19 protein-coding genes are annotated in these 19,435 nt (G+C 52.8%); 2 read left to right on the plus strand and 17 right to left on the minus strand.

Annotation, left to right across the window (positions count from 1 at the left end; all coding sequences use genetic code 11):
* Positions 1–29: 29 nt before the first annotated feature.
* The 7 genes from GL2_RS08045 to GL2_RS08075 are packed head-to-tail and all read right to left on the minus strand — an operon-like array spanning position 30 to position 7,723.
* The gene (locus GL2_RS08045) at positions 30–1,424 is read right to left on the minus strand and encodes a DUF58 domain-containing protein (protein WP_143730167.1); all 1,395 of its coding nucleotides are present in this window, start codon (positions 1,422–1,424) and stop codon (positions 30–32) included.
* Positions 1,421–2,425: a MoxR family ATPase gene (locus GL2_RS08050; RefSeq protein WP_143730168.1), complete on the minus strand. Its 1,005-nt coding sequence runs from the start codon at positions 2,423–2,425 to the stop codon at positions 1,421–1,423. The genes GL2_RS08045 and GL2_RS08050 overlap by 4 nt, the downstream gene beginning before the upstream one ends.
* Positions 2,422–3,738: a DUF4350 domain-containing protein gene (locus GL2_RS08055; RefSeq protein ID WP_143730169.1), complete on the minus strand. Its 1,317-nt coding sequence runs from the start codon at positions 3,736–3,738 to the stop codon at positions 2,422–2,424. Before GL2_RS08055 ends, GL2_RS08050 begins: the two co-directional genes overlap by 4 nt.
* Complete coding sequence (locus GL2_RS08060) at positions 3,728–5,311, minus strand: DUF4129 domain-containing protein (RefSeq protein WP_143730170.1); 1,584 nt, start codon at positions 5,309–5,311, stop codon at positions 3,728–3,730. Before GL2_RS08060 ends, GL2_RS08055 begins: the two co-directional genes overlap by 11 nt.
* Positions 5,301–6,272 carry a stage II sporulation protein M gene (locus GL2_RS08065; protein ID WP_143730171.1) on the minus strand — a complete coding sequence of 324 codons (972 nt, stop codon included), beginning with the start codon at positions 6,270–6,272 and terminating at the stop codon, positions 5,301–5,303. Before GL2_RS08065 ends, GL2_RS08060 begins: the two co-directional genes overlap by 11 nt.
* A gap of 5 nt (positions 6,273–6,277) precedes the next feature.
* Entirely contained in the window at positions 6,278–6,961 is a 684-nt protein-coding gene (locus GL2_RS08070; protein ID WP_143730172.1) for an RDD family protein, read from the minus strand.
* Between the two features lie 27 nt (positions 6,962–6,988).
* Positions 6,989–7,723, minus strand: coding sequence for a hypothetical protein (locus GL2_RS08075; protein WP_143730173.1), 735 nt, complete (start codon positions 7,721–7,723; stop codon positions 6,989–6,991).
* 166 nt (positions 7,724–7,889) lie between these two features.
* Here GL2_RS08075 and GL2_RS08080 point away from each other — a divergent pair, with 166 nt between their 5' ends.
* Complete coding sequence (locus tag GL2_RS08080) at positions 7,890–8,507, plus strand: DUF2939 domain-containing protein (protein ID WP_143730174.1); 618 nt, start codon at positions 7,890–7,892, stop codon at positions 8,505–8,507.
* Between the two features lie 2 nt (positions 8,508–8,509).
* Positions 8,510–8,887 carry a DUF2237 family protein gene (locus tag GL2_RS08085; RefSeq protein ID WP_143730175.1) on the plus strand — a complete coding sequence of 126 codons (378 nt, stop codon included), beginning with the start codon at positions 8,510–8,512 and terminating at the stop codon, positions 8,885–8,887.
* Between the two features lie 76 nt (positions 8,888–8,963).
* On the opposite strand, the gene GL2_RS08090 is transcribed toward GL2_RS08085, so the two are convergent.
* From GL2_RS08090 to GL2_RS08135, 10 genes are all read right to left on the minus strand, one after another.
* Positions 8,964–9,962: an AgmX/PglI C-terminal domain-containing protein gene (locus GL2_RS08090; protein ID WP_143730176.1), complete on the minus strand. Its 999-nt coding sequence runs from the start codon at positions 9,960–9,962 to the stop codon at positions 8,964–8,966.
* Position 9,963: 1 nt separating this feature from the next.
* On the minus strand, positions 9,964–10,485 hold the full coding sequence (locus GL2_RS08095; RefSeq protein ID WP_143730177.1) for a biopolymer transporter ExbD: 522 nt from the start codon (positions 10,483–10,485) through the stop codon (positions 9,964–9,966).
* A 1-nt stretch (position 10,486) separates the two neighbouring features.
* Positions 10,487–11,011: a biopolymer transporter ExbD gene (locus GL2_RS08100; RefSeq protein ID WP_143730178.1), complete on the minus strand. Its 525-nt coding sequence runs from the start codon at positions 11,009–11,011 to the stop codon at positions 10,487–10,489.
* An 11-nt stretch (positions 11,012–11,022) separates the two neighbouring features.
* Positions 11,023–11,688, minus strand: coding sequence for a MotA/TolQ/ExbB proton channel family protein (locus tag GL2_RS08105; RefSeq protein ID WP_143730179.1), 666 nt, complete (start codon positions 11,686–11,688; stop codon positions 11,023–11,025).
* Positions 11,689–11,928: 240 nt separating this feature from the next.
* Positions 11,929–12,198 (minus strand): hypothetical protein, encoded by a 270-nt coding sequence (locus GL2_RS08110; RefSeq protein ID WP_143730180.1) that lies wholly within the window; start codon positions 12,196–12,198, stop codon positions 11,929–11,931.
* Positions 12,198–12,848 carry a tetratricopeptide repeat protein gene (locus GL2_RS08115; protein WP_172621090.1) on the minus strand — a complete coding sequence of 217 codons (651 nt, stop codon included), beginning with the start codon at positions 12,846–12,848 and terminating at the stop codon, positions 12,198–12,200. The genes GL2_RS08110 and GL2_RS08115 overlap by 1 nt, the downstream gene beginning before the upstream one ends.
* Positions 12,835–15,711 carry a tetratricopeptide repeat protein gene (locus GL2_RS08120; protein WP_232053792.1) on the minus strand — a complete coding sequence of 959 codons (2,877 nt, stop codon included), beginning with the start codon at positions 15,709–15,711 and terminating at the stop codon, positions 12,835–12,837. The genes GL2_RS08115 and GL2_RS08120 overlap by 14 nt, the downstream gene beginning before the upstream one ends.
* A complete protein-coding gene (locus GL2_RS08125; RefSeq protein WP_143730182.1) occupies positions 15,704–17,758 on the minus strand; it encodes a hypothetical protein in 2,055 nt (684 codons plus the stop codon). Before GL2_RS08125 ends, GL2_RS08120 begins: the two co-directional genes overlap by 8 nt.
* A gap of 36 nt (positions 17,759–17,794) precedes the next feature.
* On the minus strand, positions 17,795–18,319 hold the full coding sequence (locus GL2_RS08130) for an AraC family transcriptional regulator (RefSeq protein WP_143730183.1): 525 nt from the start codon (positions 18,317–18,319) through the stop codon (positions 17,795–17,797).
* A gap of 114 nt (positions 18,320–18,433) precedes the next feature.
* Positions 18,434–19,432: an FAD:protein FMN transferase gene (locus GL2_RS08135; RefSeq protein ID WP_143730184.1), complete on the minus strand. Its 999-nt coding sequence runs from the start codon at positions 19,430–19,432 to the stop codon at positions 18,434–18,436.
* Positions 19,433–19,435: the final 3 nt, after the last annotated feature.

Consider the following 19,435-nt stretch of genomic DNA (forward strand, 5'->3'; position numbering starts at 1 on the left):
CAAGTCGAACAACACATGAGGAAGCTACCTTAGATCTTGCCACTGCGTTTAAGACACCAATAGGCCTCCACCAGCGCTTGGTGGAGAAGCTCCGGGCGAGAATCCACTACCTGTACATTACAAGCCTGCAACTGTTGCAGTAAACGAGCGCGCCGGCGTAAAAAGTCTTTTGCTGCAGCTCCCTCTACGGCCCCAGAGAAGTCCTCAATGGGCTTCTGTGCCAGGCGATCTACGGCAGTTTCCCTCAGGCTTGCTACCATCACCAAATGATTGCGAGTAAGGAGCCGCACTGCGGCGAGGAGTTCAACGCTGTCTTCATCACGCAGGTTAGTGATCAGAATTACCAGAGAACGGCGCTTGTGCTTGGCCAGCAGTTGCTGGGCGGCGCCGCTATAGTCCGCACTGCCGGTGCCTGAGTGGAGATCGTAGACATTATTCAGTAGCAGGTTGATGGCGCTCTCGCCCTTGACCGGTGGCAACTGCCCACCGGAACTGTCCTGGCCGGCGGCAAAGGCATGCAGGCCGACAGCGTCCCCCTGTTTAATTGCTACATAGGCTGACAATAGCAGGCCATTGAGAGCGTGGTCGAAATGGCTCAGCTCCCCATCTTTGGCGCGCATGCGCCGACCGCAGTCGAGCATGTAGATAATTTCCTGATCGCGTTCATCCTGGTACTCACGGCTGATTAATTTGTGCAGGCGCGAGCTGGCGCGCCAGTCCACCTGACGCTGGCTATCGCCCTGGCGATACTCGCGCAGTTGGCGAAAATCCATGCCCTCGCCGCGACGCTGCTGCTGGTGCAAGCCCAGCATACGCAGTGTTTGTTCGGTGGAGAGCGCCTGCAGAGAAGAAATGCCGAGAAAGTTGGGGTATACCTTTACCGATTGTTCCTGCCCCAGCCACACGCGGGTTTGCCACAGGCCCCACGGGGACTCGGCAAGGGCCTCGATTTGAGCGAAATCAGCGCTGCCGCGACGGTGCGGAACCAGGTTGTATTCTATCGAGATTTCCTGCTCAGGCTGTAATTGTGCCGTGCGCGGTAATCCGGTTGTTGCCAGTTGTTGCGGCACACTGTCGCAGACGGACAATCTCAGCATGCGCGGGCCAGTATTGCGCAGTTTCAGGCTGGCGCTGTTGCGTACACCAAGAGCAAGGTTACCCGGCAGCCGGCGCACACCTACAAGACCGGTAATCCTGCGGCCGGTAAGGAAATCCAGTAGTACCGCACCGATTAGCAGCGCACTTCCGGTCCACCAGGTTGTTTCGATAAACGCCGCAGTTTCAGGCAGCCAGATGCGGGCAACACTAATCGCCAGGGCGGCCAGGCACCAGTAACCGAGGAGTTTCACCAGCCGCCGGCTGGGTCCCGGACGACCGATTTGGGTTGGGCTGGTTTGTGCTTCTGCGGCGGTGCTTAGGGTCACAGTCGCGGAGCCTCGACGCCGTCGATAATCTGTGCCAGCGCGCTATCTGCGGTTTCACCGTCAATCTCCATATCAGGCGACAGGCTTACACGGTGGCGCATTACTGGAATGGCCATGGCCTTGATATCGTCGGGTAGAACGAACTCGCGGCCTTGCAAGAGGGCACTGGCACGGGCCGCCTGCAGTAGGCCGATACTGGCGCGTGGGCCTGCAGGGCTGCGCAGTTGGGAGGCCTCTCGGGTAGCTCGAACCAGCCTTACGGCATAGTCCAACACCTGTTGATCCAGGGCTACCTGGGGCACCAGAGCTTGCAGGTACTGCAGCTGCTCGACTGTTATTTCACCGGCCGGTTTTTCCTGCAGGCTCTTTTCGATGCGACCACTGCTGGCAGCTGCGGCCAGTTGCAACTCCGCTTCCAGGCTCGGGTAATCAATCAGGACCTTAAGCAGGAAGCGGTCGAGTTCCGCTTCCGGCAGTGGGTAGGTGCCCTCCTGCTCAATGGGGTTCTGGGTGGCGAATACCATAAAGGGGCTGGGTACCGAGAATGCCTTGCCGTCGATAGTGACCTGCTTTTCCTGCATCACTTCCAACAGGGCCGCCTGGGTTTTAGCCGGGGCGCGGTTGATTTCGTCCGCCAGTAGGAGGTTGGTAAAAACTGGGCCACGGCGCACTTCGAAGCGGCTTTCACCCATGTTGTACATGGCGTGACCGGTGACATCCGCTGGCATCAGGTCCGGGGTGAACTGGATGCGGCGGAATTTGCCACCAAAACAATTGGCCAGGGTGCGTACCAGCAGGGTTTTACCGAGGCCGGGCACGCCCTCCAACAGTACGTGGCCGGAGGCCAGCAGGGCTACCAGAACCTGGTCAACAACTAGTTCCTGACCAATCAACAGGCGGTTGATTTTGCTGCGTAGCAATTGCAACTTGGCAGAGGCGGCCTGCCAGTCCGGCTTGTCGAGGTGGGTTTGCTGTTCTGGTTGAAGGGTGGTATCGCTCATAGGACTGCCTCGATTCGCTGCAGATTGCGCATTTGTTCAGTAAAGGTTTCTTCACTAGCCGCTGGGGTACCCCACAGGCTGGCGATGATGTCGTGTTTGCTGAGGCCGGTTGCGGCACTGAGCTTTTCCGCCAGCTTGTGCCGGGCAATGGAGTCTGTATCAGTGGCACGGAGATTACGTAGTAGCTCAGTGCGCTGGCCGCGCAATAGTTGTTCGCATTGGTCATCGCGCCAGTAGTAGTGGCCACAGGCGGAGATATGTTCCAGCAGGGATCTACGTGCGGATTCCGGTGACGGTTGCAAGGGGCCGAAGCGGCGAGCACGCAAGAACAACCAGCCGAGTAAAGCCAGGGCGCCGGCTAGGAAGAACTCTGTGGCATATTTGCGCGCCAGGTAACTTAGTGAGTCGAAGCGCGGTCGGGTGAGGAAGACAAAATCGCCACTGCCAGCCAGCAGCTGCAGGAAATAGGCATGGTCGAAATGTCCGATGCGGTGTGACTGCCAGATCCCACTATCAGTCAGCAGGGTAATCACCCCGCTACCGCGTTCAAACTGCATAAAGGGCACTGCTTCGTCGTCACGCCATACCCTGGCCCAGAATACCGGCGCGTTGTCGATAGTATCGTCGTCGAGTCCGGGGTGATAGAGCAGGTGGCTGGCATCGAAATGCAGTTGGATCTTTGTTCCATGATCTGTGGGCAAGCTGACCAGATCCTCTGGTTCCACATCCGGATTGCGAGGTTTTTCCTGAGAAGTTTCCGCCTCCTCTTCTGTAGAGACGCCTGCATCAATCCTGCGGTTGTATTCGCGCAGAGCTTCTCCCGGGCTCTGTTCTGGAGTCAGCTCTGCGTCTTCACCGAGCAACTGCTGTAGAGGGTGTTCGAAGCTGTACTCATAGTGCCCCTCCATAATGGAGACATCCAGCTCCTCCAGTAGCCAGTCGCGCTCCTCGCTGCGCTGTTCATCAAAATCAAAACCCTCCGTGCGGGCCACTACAATGGCGTGACCGCCACTATCTACCCAATTCAGCAGCTCCGCCACCCGCTGGGGGTTGTAGACCTGCGAGGAACTGGCGATAAACAGGGTGGCGTTCGGGGATAGCCCGTTTAATATGGAAATATTCTCTGCCTGTTGGGATTCCAGCCCTATAGCGGCGAGGTACTTCTCCGCTGCCAGGAACAGGTTGCGTCGTGCTTCCGAGTCCCAACCTCGATCCTTTTCTTCTGTGTAACGCTCGAAAAAGGTAAGAAATCCCCACAACAACAGGCCACAGAACAGCAGTGAGACACCGATTAAAAGGCGCTTAGTGGTCATTGCTGAATACCTCTCGCCACTCCTGGCACAATGCGTCCATCCGCGTTTTGACTGGATTGCGATGGGCATAGGCGAGTTGCTGCCAATCGGTGGTGAGGTGCTGTACAAATTGGCTTAGGGGGGCTGTCACCGGAGGCAGGTTCTCGCTGGGTTCCCGCTGACGCCGGTATACCAATTGCGCGCATTCACTTTCGGTCAGGTGATCGCCGAAGTGAAACTGGAAGTCCTCTATCAGGTGGGACAGGGTGGCGCGGTACAGCAAACCGAGGCTGGCTCGTTTTTCGCCGGCTTGCCACAAACGCTGTACTTCCGCACATACATCATCGGGCAGGCTGGACTGGCGTACATCAAGACCGAACAGAGTTTCCGGTGCAATGGCTTTTTGCTTGGGTTTGCGCTGCCAGCGCAAGCTTTTGAGGATGGCATCGTGGTGGCGCCAGCCGAGGTAGATCAGTCCCGTGATAACGCCAACCCATAACAGGATCTCAATCAATCTGGCGATGATGGGTCCCAAACTGAAATCGGAGGAATCACCGTCGTCAGGAGAGCGGTTAAACAGCCACTCGATAAATTTGATAAGCCATTCGGGGATTTTCTGCTCTTCGCTTCTCGTATCTTTCAAGCGCCAGCCATTGATCTGCTCTACCTGGTGAAAATCTTCACCCGCGAGAATCTCATCGATATTTTGCTGGGCCTGTTGGGGTGTTTCCAATGAGTCTGCTTTGATTTCCGGCGCTGCGATGAGAGAGCCGAAGGCGATTGCGAAAAGCAGGAGTAGCGAGGCAGCACTTGAGCCCCCGGCTTTACGGCGCTGGCGCGGCTGCTGTTCACGCTGATGGCGTTCGGCCAGGTTACGGAATTGGATTTCGATATCCCAGCCCTCCAACTCAATACGTCGACCTATATACAGGCAGAAACCGGAGACGATATAAAATGGAGCTACTGCTGCCATGATGAACAGGTAAAGCACATTGGAGACCCACTCCAGCTCCAGGGTATCGCCCCTGAATATCGGCTGCCAATTGATGTTGGTGGCCACCTGCTCGGGGATAAACAGGTAGATCAAGATAAACGCGGCGATCAGCAGGAACCCCTCCAGGTGGACACCGGTCAGAGTCAGCCAGGTGGAGGCGCTTGAATGTTTGCGGTGCAGTACGCCAATACGCGAGTTGCGAGCCGCGCCACTGGATTGTTCCAGCACGGTGACCGGCATATCAAAAGAGCGGGTTGGGCTCAGGCGACGCAACGTAATCCATGCCAGCCAGTCGTGGCGGTTTTGTGTGAAAAACTGCTTTAGGGCGGCCAGGACTGATACTGGAGAGCCAAACAGGGCTTGGCTGATTATATATAGGGGCAGTCGATCGAAAACCGGTTTTAGCCACCAGACAGCAAACATCGACCACCCGGGAGAGCCGGGAAACAGCCAAGCCAGGGTGCCGAGCAAAATCGCTGCTGGTAGCAGCCATACCAGGAATAAAGGTAACCAGTACTTTCTCGCCAGGACCGTCCCCAGATCAATAGACTCCCACTGTGAGCGCAGGCGTGCCTGGACGGCCAGGTTTTTAACTTGCACTGCTCACCTCTCTGCGCCCAGCCAGGACGAAGTAAGCGAATACCAGTACCCAAAGCAGCGCGCCGACACCGAGTTTGATACTGATGGGGGTGGCGGCACTGGAGGACCAGAAGGCTTCGAGAAAGGCGGCGATCACCAGCATCAGGAAAGTGCCATACATGATCTTCATTGCCTCGACACTGGCCAGGCGCAGGGCCACCGAGCGTCGGTGTTGCCCAGGGTCTACCAATGAGCGCCCAAGCAACAGACCGGCGGCACCGGCCAGGACTATAGCGGTCAATTCAAATGCGCCGTGGCCAATCACAAACGGATAAAAAGTGGAGACAAAACCCACCCGTGTAATATGGCCAAAAACCGCTCCGAGATAGACACCGTTGAAGACCAGGAAAAAAATGGAACCAAGGCCAAACAGTATACCCCCGGCAAAAGTGCGAAAGGCGATACCGATATTGTTCTTGATGTAGAAGCCAAACATACGCAAATCGGTATCCGAGCCGCGCTCACGGCCCAGTACGCGGTTGCCGGGGTCATACATGGACTCCAGCGAAAGCACATCTCCCGGTGACATTACCGCATAAATCAGAGCGTCATTGTTGTAGGTACCAATACCCATCACCAGAGCAGGCAGTAAGAACAGAGCGCTGGCCAGTGCCACGGTGCGGCCATTGGCTCGCACCGCCTGCGGAAAGCCGGCGAGCAGGTAGTGTAGCCAGCCCTTGCGGCGCAGGGTCTGTTGACGATAGACCCGGTGATGAGCGGCCATCACCAATTGGTTGAGGTGGTCGATCAGCCGGCCGGTATACTGCCGCTCCTTGGCCATCGCTAACTGTTGGCATAGGTCACGATATGCTGCGGGCAGGTCCAGTGCTGCCGCTTTCGCATCTTTGCCATCACCTTTCAGCCAGGTTTCTAATTGCGTCCAGCTATCGCGATAGCGGTTTTCGAAATCTCTCTGTCGCATAAATTCTAGCCCCTGCCACCCAAGAGCCAGCTGCCAACTGAGCGCAGGTAGTCCAATGCAGCACCATCTCTCTTTTGAGTAATGGGCTCGAGCAGGTTGGCGAGTTCCTGCTGGCGCGCCTCACTCAAGTCATTGTGACGCTCCAACAGGCTGACCAGGGCTTGCTGGTCCGGCTGTTTAAGATTGCGTGGCGGCGGTAGTGGTGCACTGTCTGGCAGTGCAATGGGGGCCTTGTCAGTCTCCCTGTAGACTACCAGAGTGCCTGCGGCCAGGTCGCCCAAACGCTGGAAATACCGCCCCAGGGTCATGGCGATAATGCCAGTGGCGTAGGCGAAGGGTAGGAAGTCAGCAAAGCGTAACAGGTTGCGCACTATGGAGGCACCCCAGGAAATGGGGGTGAGATTGTCATTCACCACCATCAGGCCGAAGGCTTTTTTCCCCGGTGTCTGGCCGCCGCGCAGCACTTCAAAGAACACCGGGTAGAACCACTCCAACAGGAAGGAGCAAACCAACCAGATACCCATACCGGCGGTATCAGCAAAAGCCAAAACTATACCGAGCCCGGTTAGTACCAAGGTGCGATAAAATAAATCCACCGCAAAGGCGAGAATACGCGGAACAGGCCCAGCGGCCCGCGCGCGCAAGTCGATACCCTCGGGGGTTTCGACATTGTAGGTGGTATCCAGCAAGCCACCGCTCCTGTCAGGTTGAGAGGATTATGCCCCTTGGGGGCCGCCAAAGACTTTGCGGTAGGCGACGCCAAAAGCAATACAAGTAAGCGGCAGGGCCCAAATACTACCGATTAATACTGCAAAGAAACCAGCAAGTACTATCAAAAGGATTAAGAGCATAAAACCAAAGAAACTAAACCAGTTCTTTGTAACAGCTTTGCGAGAGGCTTCCAAAGCTTGCCAGGGGCCCAAGTTTTGATCGACAACCAGAGGGATGGCAAACATATAGGCAATCATTAAGTAGATGCCTGGAATAACAAGCAGTAAAAAGCCGATGAGAATAAAGATCCACATAAGAAGATTGACAGCAATCAAGGACACAATCTTATCGAAATAGGCAAATACTTCGGTGCCGGATGTCTCTTCCCCACGAGCAATCTTGATTCCGATCATTGTAAAACCGGCAGCGAGAGGAAGCCCTACAATCGTTGTTATCAGGTTGTAAATGAGTTCTTGAGTGATTGATGTATCGCCTTCGGCCGTGAGAGCACCCGTAACGAGGCCCGCAGCTACACTTATGGCAATAATTGCAATCCCATACAGTAGAATGCCCAGCCATACTGTACGCTTCTTCCCCTTACTCAGTTGCCAGCCTTCATTGATGGCATCTCCGATAGAAAACGTGTAATCCCCAGCAATACCTTTTTCAATAGAGCCAAAATCAGTGTTTTCTTCCCGGCTGGCCAGCTCCGCTTCGGGAGCCTTATAGATGTCACTCATCCGTTTGTTGTCCTCATTAAAGGTTTAGTTTGTAGGCATGCAGAGTCTTGGGCGCGAATATCTCACAGCCACGATTTAGGAACAATGCCACGCCAGTACAGTGATGGATTAGGTGATGAACCTTTCTCAGCATAAAATCCATTTATAGGTAGAGAGGAAAGTAATAATGAAGAAAACACTGTGGTCTGGCGCTATGGTACTGGCATTGCTGCTGGCAGGTTATGTGGTGTTGCCCTTCTATGCGTTGGAGCAATTGCAGCGGGCCGCACAGATGGCCGCGGCGGAAGAGCCCGAAAAAAGGCGAGAAAGTCTTGATACCCTGGAACGCTATGTGGACTTTCCTGTATTACGTGACAACTTAAAGCTTCGCCTGCAAAGTCAGTTGCGCTCTTCAATCGGTAATTCGATCCCGCAGGAATTTGATGAGTTGATGACTGCAGGGGCAAATTTCTTTATGGGGCCGTTGCTACAGCAATTTATTAATCCGGAGGGAGTCGCGGAGTTACTGCGAGGTGGCAAGGATCTGCAATCTTTTGAGCGCGAAATTTTTGCTCAAGGTTCGCAGGAGGAGCCCGGCCCCGTTCCTGAAAAAGTCCATTCAGAGGGAGATAGTTCCAGTAATGGCTGGCGGCGCCTCGGCTGGCGCTTTACAGATATCAACCACATGAGAGCCGACTACGGCGAGCATAACCACGCGGAATTACGCCTGCTTATGCAGCGCAATGGACTGCATTGGCAGCTGGTGGATATCGAATTACTCGATCATCAGGATCGGGAGGGTTAACTGTGGACGTCGATAATTCGGTCAATGTATTTGGGGACTTACTGGTTCCCTGCAGCCTGGAGCCAATCACGGGTTTTTTTCGCGATGGTTGTTGTAACACTTGCCAGGAAGATAGGGGGTCACATACGGTTTGTGTGGAGGTAAATGCAGAGTTTCTGGAGTTTTCCCAAAGTCGTGGCAATGACCTGAGTACCCCTGTCGAGGAGTATGGTTTTCCGGGGCTGGCCCCTGGAGACCGCTGGTGTCTGTGCGCTTCACGCTGGTTGGAGGCTCAGAAACAGGACAGTGCGCCGAGGGTATTCCTGCAGCGCACACATGTAAAAGCTTTGGAGATAATACCCCTACAATTGTTGCGCAAGTACGCTGCCGATTTGAATTGAATGGCATCGGGCTGGTATAGCGGAAAATTCTGTAAGATGCTGTTCCACTATACCAATTGTTACCCCGTGACTTTTATCAGGATGGCAGGAAGTCGATCGAGTAGTTGCGGGTGGTGGATTTTACCTCTGCTGCTCCAAAATTGATCATACGAATTCTTGCCAGCAACTTGCGCTCGAGGGCGGGGTTGTTCAGTTCGCTCTCAATCAGCTTGATTGAAGATACCGCGCCGCTCGGTGCAATCACCAACTGTACAGTGATCTTGCCCTGCAGGGTGGGATCGCGACGAAGCGCGCGGTCGTAGATCGCATTAATCGCCGCTTTGTTAGCCTCCATTATGCCGCGAATGGCATTGTCGGTCCTTGCTAACTTCTCTCCACTGACTCTCCTGGCTGTCTGTTTGGCGGAACCTGTCGCTTGGGCCTGCTTAACCTGAGTTGTTTGTCGGCCGGCCAGTGAAACACCACCGGTGTCAGTACTGATACTTTCTGCCCGGACACCACCACTCGAAGTTTTGGATTTATCGCTGATCATATTGCGCTGTGTTTGTGCGGCAGTGGCGTTACCGGTACTGAGTTGTCCGCGTGTGACTTCCTCGGTATCAAAGCTCTCACGCATATCCAGCAGGTCGTCGGCCAGGGCATTGATACCACTGCTCGCCGCTTTTTCCCTTGCTTTTTGTATGGTGGCTACTGGAGGTGTTTCCACCCTGCTGGGTTTTGGTTTTGGCTCAGGTTTGGGTTTTTCTTTCTCAGCCTTTTTTGGCTCAGGCTTTTCCTCGGGTTTTTCAGTCTTAGTTTTTTTTTGCTCGGGTTTTGCTTTGGGCTTGGATTTTGGCTTAGGTAGCTCCTTTTTTTCCAGGATTACCTTTGCCAGCTGCGGCGGCACACGTTCCGCCTGTTCACGGGTCAATTCTGGCACTGGTGCCAGAGTGATGGCAGATCCGCCGATGGCAAAGGCGATTAGTCCGGCGCGCAGAAATTTAATAAAACGTTGATCCTCCTCATTGGAGGCTGACCAGGGCAACAGGGTTTCCTGTAATTGCCAGGGGGCGTAGCGACTGGTTGCAGTACTCATATCAGTTGTCAATCCCCGCAGGATCTACTGGCGCGGTCTGTTCCACGGCGAAGGAAATATCACGGTAATCGGCTTCGGCGCAAGTCTGCATAATCTGCTTGAGTAACTCATAGGGCACCTGTTCATCCCCCATGATGATCACAGCGCGTCCACGTTGCTTCTGTATCTCACTGAGTTCACCGGCGCGCTCGGCACGGTATTTTAACTCCTGTAAAAGCACTTCGATATTTCCCGCTGCGCTATCGAGATTACCAATGTCGGCAATCATTCGATCACCTACAAAAAGCTGCTGATTATTCACACGTACCACGGTGGTAACTTCAGGCTTTTGCTGGGAGGTGGATTTTGGCAGCTTGATTGTTTTATCGGTTTGTAAGACCTGTACATCGCTAGTGGAATTTACCAGCAGGAAAAATACCAGAATGGTAAAAATATCCATCAACGAAACCAGATTCAGCTTGGATTGTTGCCTTTTCTGTCGTTGACGGCGCTGCTGCAATTTAGCGGTTGCATTAAGCATCATATTATGGCCCCGCTACAGTTTGTTGCTGGGGAGCATCACCAAGGGAAATCTGCGGGAATAATTCAGCATCGACTACCGAGGCTGCAACTACAGCTCGGTAACTGCGCGCAGTATCCATGGCTGCCACCAGGGTTTTATAGGGAGTGCCTTTTTCCGAAAGAATTACCAGGTCGTCTTTCTCAATAGATTTTTCCCTGAGGTTACGCTTTATCTGCTGTAATATCAGGGACACAGTTTCCATATCTGGTTCACCCTCAGCGTATTCCACGCGCCTGACTAATTGTCCGGCCGGATAATTGATATCAACATGTGCAGTGCGCAGTACCAGCTCCAGCTGACGACTCTCCTGCACACTGTTATTGCTACCATCACTTAAGCCAGGAAGGTTGAGTTTTAAAACCGAGATATGGGAGAACACCATATTGAGCAACAGCACCGGAACCAGAATGGTCATTAGACTCATAAATGAGGTGATGTCCAGCTCTGCCTCTTCATGCCCGCGCCGGCGAATATTTAGTTTCAACATGGCGGGAGGCCTCAGGCGCTGACTGCACGCTGTTCGGTTTTTTGTGGGCGACCCATGGTCAGAAGGTTGAGGAATTTCACTCCAGCCATCTGCAGACTGTCCACAATTTCATTGGTTTTGTTTTGCAGCATAGAGTTAAACAGCAGCAGCGGAATAGCAGAAATCAGGCCGAAGGCAGTGGTGTTCATTGCCACGGAAATACTGGTGGATAGCATAGTGGCTTTTTCGGCAGGATCGGCGGCGGCCACAGCGGTAAATGCGGCAATCAGGCCCATAATAGTGCCGAGCAAGCCCAGCAGAGTGGCGATATTGGCGAGGGTGGCCAGGTAGTTGGTGCGCTTTTCCAGGCGCGGCACAGCCTCAAGAATACCTTCTTCAATCGCCAGGGCGATATTTTCCTCACGTTTGGCAAATTGCAGTGTATTGATACCGGCAGCGGCTATACGCCCCATGGCGGCGTCATTATCGCGAGCGAATTGTAAAATATTTTGATAATTGCGTTTTTGTAGCAGTGGCAGCACCTGTAGGTAAGCGCGACGATTGGCACTCTTGGCGCGGGAAAGATAAATCCAGCGCTCGACAACCATGGCCAGGCCAATGACCAGAACCAGGGCGATAGGGTACATAAAAGGTCCGCCAGTTTGGAAAAAGCGCAATAACGCTTGAGTGAATTCCATGCTAGTTATCTCCACAGAAATATATTAATTTTTGATTTTTTGCCAAATAGTAGCTCCGCTACTACTTGGTTTGTTTTGAATGAAATTGACACAGACGCCGAGGCTTTGCCAATTATCTCCTGATAAGTAAAAAGTCACCGTAATGCTTTGATTCTTCTATTTTTTACTGAACCCCAGCAAAGTTATTCAGTAAAATCAAAGCTGGATGAACGTCGATTACTGTTGTTTTTTATGCTTTGATTATTCTTCCACAGCCTGCTTTGTGTTCAACAATTGAATTTCGCGCTGCAGTTCCGAGAATTCCTGATGTTTGAAAACAGTGTTGAAAGCCTGGGGTAGTGTGCTATCCAAACGCTGTAGACTGTCTGCCTGTTTCCAGGGGATGATATACAGCACCTTGGGCTGTTCCTGGCTGCCTATCACTGTTGACTCAAGGGTAGTGACCTCCTCGACCTGGGCGCTAGAGCTGGCAAACATGGCAGTTAGTAGAATAATTAATTTTTCTCGCATCAGAGTCTGCGCTCCAATTCCAGTATCCATGCATTTAGCAGTTTGTCCGTTTGTTCACGACTGTTCTGGGCTAAACGGTATTGTTGCAATGCGTCCTTGGGCTTATTCATATAAAGATCGTATAAAATTCCCAGGTTGCGGTGAGCATCGCTGTAGTCAGACCAGCGCTCCAATGCTTGCAGGTAACATTGTTCGGCCTCGTCAAAGCGGCCGTTGTCGCGTAGCAGCGTGGCCAATTGATTCCAGGCAAATACATTACTGTCATTGATCTCTAATGCCTTGCGGAAGCTGCTTTCCGCGGTATCAGTCTGTCCACCTTTTTGCTGCACTATTCCCAGGTTGAGCCAGGGTCCGGACAGTTGCGGCCAGCGCTCTATAACCTGTTGCAACTGTGCCTCTGCCTTTGGGCTGTCTCCACTGGTGAAGCTTTGGTGTGCCGCGGCCATAGCAACGCTGGCCTCCTTGGGAACCCGTTTGGCGTTGGCCAAATAGGGATTTTCCGTAAGGGGGCGCTCAACTGAGAGATCGTTTTGCTGTGAATTTTTTCCCAGCTGTAGACTGCTACAAGCACTAAGTGTGAATAGCAGAAGCAGTGCTGTTGCCAGACGAATCGTGCCAGTGGGGCAATTGCGCAAATCAGTGCAGTGCATGGCTCCACTCCAGAGTTGCTTCCGGTTTTTTATAGCGCGCTGGTAACAGTTCACCAAGAGAGGAGAAGCTGCGCTTGACCCAATCGTCATAAATCCCGTCACCTGTACGCTGGATATTGGCCTGATGTAATTCAATGGCCTTTTCTTCGAAGGGGTAAGCCTGCTCTTCAAGCAGAATTTCGTACTGTTCCAGCTCCAATTCGTTAAGGTTATTGGGACGTTGGGATTCCATCAGGTCACCGCTAAGCTGGCGATAGACTTCCGCTAAACGGAAATTGGCTTGGGTGGCGAAGTCTGCGATTCCCAGCTCCAGGACTTTACGATAATCAGCTACAGTGGTTGTCATAGCCCGCTTTTTATTCGAGAGACTGGTTTTAAGTGGTAACTGTAATTTGATCGCAGCGAATTTTTCATAACTCTGCTCCGCCAATGCGCTTTGAGCGTAAGCCGCCAAGTATCGGCCGCGTGGAGATTTTTCAGAATTTTTTGCGAGCTGTTGTAGCCAATAATTACGTTTTTTGTGCTGAACAGATTGTCCGTACAGCTGCACCAGCTGGTATTGAGCTTCCAGGCGCTGCTCTACGGGTTGTGGCCAGAGCTTGTTGTAGTCGCGGTAATTCTCAATTGCGCGCTGATGCTCCCCTGCTTTTTGTAAACTCTCCGCAGCAAGGAACAGGGATTGGCGCCGAACCTCACGATCGGGATCACTTTGGGCAAGTTGCAGCAACTCACCGGCCGCCGCAGCGGGCATCTGTAACGCCTCAAAGATAACTACGGCTTTGGCAGCGAGAGTGGGGGCGAGTTGGTGCGCTGGATAAAAACTACGGAAATCTGCCAGTTCGGCACTGGCGCGCTGCCATTGTTGCAATTCCATCAGGTGGTTGATGGCATCATACTGAGCGCTGGCTGCAATTTCGCTGCGGCCACTCTCCCTGATTCGGAGCAAATGACTCAGAGCTTCCTCACTGATAATTTCCTTCCCTTCCTCAGTGACTGTGGGTTGGGCAAGGGCCAATTCCGCCTGGCGGTAGATGGAAAGCTGCAATTGCTTGCGTGTATCCTCACGCAAACGGTTCCCTTTTACCTGGTAAATCAGTGCGCGTGTATAAGCAGCTTCTGCGGCAACATAATCTTTTAATGAAAAGTGGCTATGGGCCAGGATCATGGCGATATTCAATTGCTGCTGCTTATTGGCCGGTGGCTGCCAACTGTCAGCAGCTTTTGCGGCAGTTATGGCTTCAACAAAGCGCGATTGTTGCAGCAGTTTATCTGCGGCAGAGAGCTGTACCGGCAGCGCTCTTTTATCTTCCGGCCAGCTCTGAGCAAATTTAAGGCTGGTTTCAATATTGCGGTCCAGCCACAGGGTTTTCTGTTCGGCATCCTGGTCCGGCATCTGCTTGTATACTTGCTCCGAGCTGAGAATCGCTGCATAGCCAGCTTCTGCGCTGTTCTTTTTGTCCTTATATTCCCAGGCCACCTGGCTGTAGGCACGCCAAGCTCCGGGATAATCGCCAGCCTGCTCCAGGCATTCTGCCATCAGGAAAACTATCGGAGGAGTGCGTGGATCCTGTGGAAAAGTCTGGGAGAATTGACGATAGAGTTCAGCTGCAGCCAAATAGGCGTTTCGCGATTGTGCCTTGAGTTTACGCTTTTGCGTCGGTTTATTCGTTGGAGCTTTATTTGCCAGCTGAGCCAGTTCCTGTGCACGCGCGTGGTCAAATTGAGCTAGTTCTTCCAGCCATGGACGCAATGATTGTGACAGGGTTTCGCGCTGGGTTTCGTCCGCCTGCTGCCAATATTCACTGCGAATACCATAGCGCTGCGCGAACTCGCGCTTGGCCGGCAACACCTCGTCATGCAAGCCGCCACTTTGCAATGTCTCTACAGCCTGCAGGTGTAATGAGGGAGCCTCAAGGCTATTGGGATAGTGCTTCACAAAAGCCAGGTAGGTATCCGCACTATTGCGAAACAACTCTTTTTCCCGATACCAACTACCTAGGGCGCTGTAGAGGAGATGCTGGTAATCTCTGGGTTTGCCTTCCGGGTTAAAAGACTCGATTGCCTGAGCGCCGCCCTGGTAACTGAAGTTCAGTGCCAGGCCCCGCAGGCTGTCTTCGCGCAGGCGTTTCTGTCCCAGAGGTAGTTCATCCTGGGTGGCGCGTTGCTGCAAAATATCCAGGGACTCCAGGAATATCTCTGTCGAGCTGCGGTAATCACTGGATTTAAATTCCGACCAAGCGAGCATATAGCGGGCATTATCGGCAAAAGGGCTTTCCCCCTTATCCAGTAAAGTGCGGAAATCCTGTGCTGCTGCCAAATAATTCTTGCGATTGAAAGCCGCCTCACCCCGACGAAACAGCACCTCTCCCATAAAAGGTGAGTCAGGGGCTCCCTGGGCGATACGTTCAAGTGCCTGAAGTGCACCAGGCATCTCACCATCCATAGCGCGAGCGCGCGCCAGGCGATAGAGAATATAGTCGTCCCGGGGACTCTCCTGGGCAAGTTGTTGATAATGCTGAACGGCGCTGGTAAAGCCGATGGAATCTTCCGGGTTGTCCGCCTGATGCTGCTCCAGTCGCTCCATTTCCAGATCGGCCAAGCGCAGACGAATTTGTGCGCGAACCTGCGGATCTGGTTGACTGGCCAAGGCCTGTTGGTAGCTTTGTACCAGGGTGGAGATATCCACAGGGGCTGGCTCGGGTGAAGCTTGAACAGACTCTTCATTGGAACTTGGCTGCTTGACTGTGGGCAGGTCGGCCAAAGTCAGCGCCGACTGATTACCACAGGCTGTGCTAACACAGCAAATAGCAACGGCGAGTAAATACAGGGAGAAGCCCTTGGGCTTTTGCAGGGATTTACTCACTTTGAACCCCTTCACTAGCAGATATTTCTACAGACTTTTTCTCAGTTACTTTTTCTACTTCGATGCTATTTTTTTCTCTAGCATTTTCCTGGTTCTGTACTTCCAAACCGTTACTTTCTAACGGCCTTTCCAGCAGTGGTTGTCGGGCGGCCTCCTGCATGGCCGCATCCTGCAGTCGGGCGATGGCGAGACGGGTATGAGCTTGGTAACCTTGAATGCGCACCTGTTCCCGTTTAAGTTCAGCGATAACATCCTGGCGTAAGGCTGATTCAATCACCGCTGCGGCTTGGGCAATGGCTGCGCGTTGACCTGTCAACAGTGTCGCAGTGACTTCCAGGCGATTCGTCAATTGGGTCAATTGTGGCGCGCGATCAGCTTCTACAGAAGTCTTACGCAGTTGTTTCTCACCATTGCGTAAACTGATTTCAATTTTTTGCAAGGTTTTATGCTGTTGCCATAAGCGTTGGTGATATTCCTCGCTTGCCTGCCACATCAAAATACCACGGGCACGATTTAGAGTTTCCTCCTGATAATCCGACCCTTTTCCGTTGCTGCGTAGAAGTTGATAGCGTTGCTCTGCGCTTTGCAGTATTTCCAGCATCTCGGCGATCTCGCTATTGTCGTCCTCTCCGCCGCCGGTAACTTCGAGCAACGCCAACACATCACGCTTATTTTCTATCTGAGCCAGGGCATCATTGAGGTTGCGATATTGCTGGCTGGCAATTTGCAGTTGCTGGTTAAACTCAGCGCTCTGATATTTATCAATTATTCCGGAGCGTCGTTGATGACGCTCATCAATCAGGGAGTGCAGCTGTGGGATTTTCTGTGACCAGTCAATGAGCACTGTATCCATCTGCTGTAGATCGCGGAGTTCTGACAGGCGTAACTGGAATTGGTCACTTTGTAAAATAGGTAAAAGAAAATGTTGGTTATCACGTAATAGGGGCGCAGCCTGGGCCAGTTGCAGCCAGCCATAGCGCTGGGCCTGACTAAACTGGTTGGTATCGGCCAGCGGTTCTAAGGCCAGTTGCCGCTGTAATTTTTGCAGCTGCTGTATTGTGGCCTGGTAGTAGGTGGCAGCATCGCTATAGGCGCTCAGGGCCCTACTATGTTCAGCCTGTTTTTCATAGGCATAGGGCAGGGCAACCCTGGCTTCGCGCGCGGCAGGGCTGTGTTCGTGCTCTGCCAATAAAAACCGCAGTGCTTCTACCCCCTCCTGGTATTGCTCCCCATTGATGGAGGACCAGGCGAGACCCAGCAATGCCTTGGTGGCCCAGGGGGTATGCAAGCGAACATGGGAAAATTCTTTCTGTGCTTGTGCAAAATTCCCGGTTAGTGCCAGGGAATAGCCAGCGCCAATATGCGCTTTGTCGGCAAGGATCAGAAGTTCTTCCGAGGCCTCATCCTGCTCTGCCGCCAGCGAGCTTGCAAAGCGATATTCCTTTGCGGCCGCATTGAGATCACCTCTGCGAGCCAGCGCAGCCGCCAGGTTAATATGTGCGAGCAGGCGTTGTGCCAGCGGCAGATTGGCATTTTTGAGATGCTTTGTGGCCGTGGCAATATCCTCACTGCGCAAGGCCAGGTTAAGGGGCAGTGTGGAAGAATCTGTCGCCCCGGATTTTTCCAGGTGTGCTGCGGCAGAGGAAAAATCTCCCTGTAAGTAATTCAGCTCGGCCAGTTTAAGCCATGCTGTCTGGCGCAACTGGGGGGCTGCACTTTGGTTGGCAGCCTGAAGTTGCTGCTCAAAGAGTTCAGCAGCGCGCTTATGCAAGCCAAAACTGAGGCTGATGCCCCCCTCAATCAGTGCAGCACTATCGCGGTGAACTTTAATGGAGCCCCGCTGCTGGGCAACGAGCAGAGTACTGAGGGCATCGAAGCTATTTCCCTGAAAGTACTCATACAGAGTGGCACCGTAAGGCATATCCTGAGCCTGACGGTAATTTTTAATTTCGGATTTATTTTCCTCCTCTAGGGGAGCTTCTTCTGGAGTATTTTCAAACTCTGCGGCATGCACAGGTAAGCCCGCGCTCAGCAGGGTGATACTCAATATGATACGAGAGAGTGACCGGTAGCACATGAGAAATCAGGGCGCAGGCCATTGAATCAATTCAAAGTCCGGCTGTTGTTTGCCGGTCTTGTCTGAGATTCGTAATTCGATTACCGCGGGTTCATCGGTTTTTTTCAGATCCAGAGTTGCGCCGCGTTTGTATTCTCGTCCCTCGGGACCAAAGCCGGTAAAAAATGCAGAAATGGTGTATTCACCAGATTTCAGGTTGCCTTTGTGCAAAGGCTGGATGCCACCACGCATTAGCGCATTGCGCTGATGTTCGGTGTACAGGTGACTTGCAGTAAGCTTATTGTCGACGTGCAATTTAACTGCGTCCAGCTGAAAATAATGGCCGATATCCACAGAGACATAAAATGCAACCTGACTTTGTGCCGGGTATAGCAAGTCCTCCTCGAGAATCAATAAATCCCGGTTCAGCTTGATGACATCCCGCTTTAAATCTTCCAGTTTTTCAGCGGAAAAAGCTTTTTGCTCAGCCTGGGACGCTGTGCCGATAAGAAGGGCGATTGAAAAAATAAAGAAATAGAGGACGCGTCCCATGGAAGGCCTTTCGCTTGCTTTTGGCTTTATTGTGTAATGGGCGCAAATTATGTCAGGGGTGCAACTATCTGGTGTGATCCCGTTGGCAAATTCTTTACGACGTTGGAACGATTATTATGGATTCGCCAATCCCTGGCTGAAGAATAGGCGTTTATTACTGTCTATGACCACTGCTTCAAATTGGGGCAGGCGGTCAATCAGGGCTAAGCCCTTTTTCTTGCCCAGTACAAACACACTGGTGGAAAGTGGGTCGGTATCGAAACCGTGTGGGCCGATAATACTCACGCTGATCAATTTATCACTGTCCCCTGCCGCAGTGTCCGCGGGCCTGCCAGTGTTCGGGTTGAAAATATGGTGTACGCGATCTTGCTGCTCATCAATAAAGAATCTTTCATAATCACCGGAAGTTGAAATGGCAATATCACGTAACGGAATTACCGCGGCGCTTTTGCTTTTTTCACGAGGGTGACGGATGCCTACCAGCCAGGGCTCGCCGTGTTTGTCGCCGAGCATACGCGCATCGCCGCCAGCACTGATACTGGCACAGCAGACTTCAGCTTCTTTAAGGATTTCGATGGCTTTATCCACAGCGTATCCTTTGGCGATGCCTCCCAGGTCAATTTTTGTCTCTCTGTGACCAAAGCGTAGAGTTTTGGACTTTTTATTAAGGTGTAAGTGGTGATAGTTCAGTGCTTCCAGCAATGAGTCGGTGAGTTCGGTATCTGCCTGTTGCTTGTTGCGGAAATCGTAGTGTTTACCCAGGGTAGCGTAACTGATGTCGAATGCCCCATTGGTCAGGCGGCTGAACCACAGGGACTTATCAATCAGGGATACCATCTCCTCGGAAATATTCACAGTTCCCTGGCCAGCTTCGCGGTTTACCAGGGATAATTCGCTCTGTGGCTTATAAGGGGAAAGCTGGCTATCGAGACGGTGGAATTCCGTCATCACTTCTTCAATCAGGTACTCTGCCTCGCTGGCGTTTTCGTGCCAGAGTTGCAGGCGGACCTCAGTGCCCATAATAGCGCGCTCGGCATAGTGCCATTCGGCCAGAGCCGGTGCCGCGCATAGGGCGGCACTGCTTAACAGGAGAGATTGAATAATACGTAACATCTG

This window comes from Microbulbifer sp. GL-2 (assembly GCF_007183175.1).
Classification (GTDB): domain Bacteria; phylum Pseudomonadota; class Gammaproteobacteria; order Pseudomonadales; family Cellvibrionaceae; genus Microbulbifer.

Bases quoted from the DNA above. Each gene is read 5' to 3' on its own strand.
- GL2_RS08115 (WP_172621090.1), bottom strand. From the start codon at position 12,848: ATGCACTGCACTGATTTGCGCAATTGCCCCACTGGCACGATTCGTCTG.
- GL2_RS08130 (WP_143730183.1), bottom strand. From the start codon at position 18,319: ATGGGACGCGTCCTCTATTTCTTTATTTTTTCAATCGCCCTTCTTATC.
- GL2_RS08055 (WP_143730169.1), bottom strand. From the start codon at position 3,738: ATGACCACTAAGCGCCTTTTAATCGGTGTCTCACTGCTGTTCTGTGGC.
- GL2_RS08050 (WP_143730168.1), bottom strand. From the start codon at position 2,425: ATGAGCGATACCACCCTTCAACCAGAACAGCAAACCCACCTCGACAAG.
- GL2_RS08080 (WP_143730174.1), top strand. From the start codon at position 7,890: ATGAAGAAAACACTGTGGTCTGGCGCTATGGTACTGGCATTGCTGCTG.
- GL2_RS08135 (WP_143730184.1), bottom strand. From the start codon at position 19,432: ATGTTACGTATTATTCAATCTCTCCTGTTAAGCAGTGCCGCCCTATGC.
- GL2_RS08100 (WP_143730178.1), bottom strand. From the start codon at position 11,011: ATGTTGAAACTAAATATTCGCCGGCGCGGGCATGAAGAGGCAGAGCTG.
- GL2_RS08105 (WP_143730179.1), bottom strand. From the start codon at position 11,688: ATGGAATTCACTCAAGCGTTATTGCGCTTTTTCCAAACTGGCGGACCT.
- GL2_RS08110 (WP_143730180.1), bottom strand. From the start codon at position 12,198: ATGCGAGAAAAATTAATTATTCTACTAACTGCCATGTTTGCCAGCTCT.
- GL2_RS08090 (WP_143730176.1), bottom strand. From the start codon at position 9,962: ATGAGTACTGCAACCAGTCGCTACGCCCCCTGGCAATTACAGGAAACC.
- GL2_RS08075 (WP_143730173.1), bottom strand. From the start codon at position 7,723: ATGAGTGACATCTATAAGGCTCCCGAAGCGGAGCTGGCCAGCCGGGAA.
- GL2_RS08095 (WP_143730177.1), bottom strand. From the start codon at position 10,485: ATGATGCTTAATGCAACCGCTAAATTGCAGCAGCGCCGTCAACGACAG.
- GL2_RS08065 (WP_143730171.1), bottom strand. From the start codon at position 6,272: ATGCGACAGAGAGATTTCGAAAACCGCTATCGCGATAGCTGGACGCAA.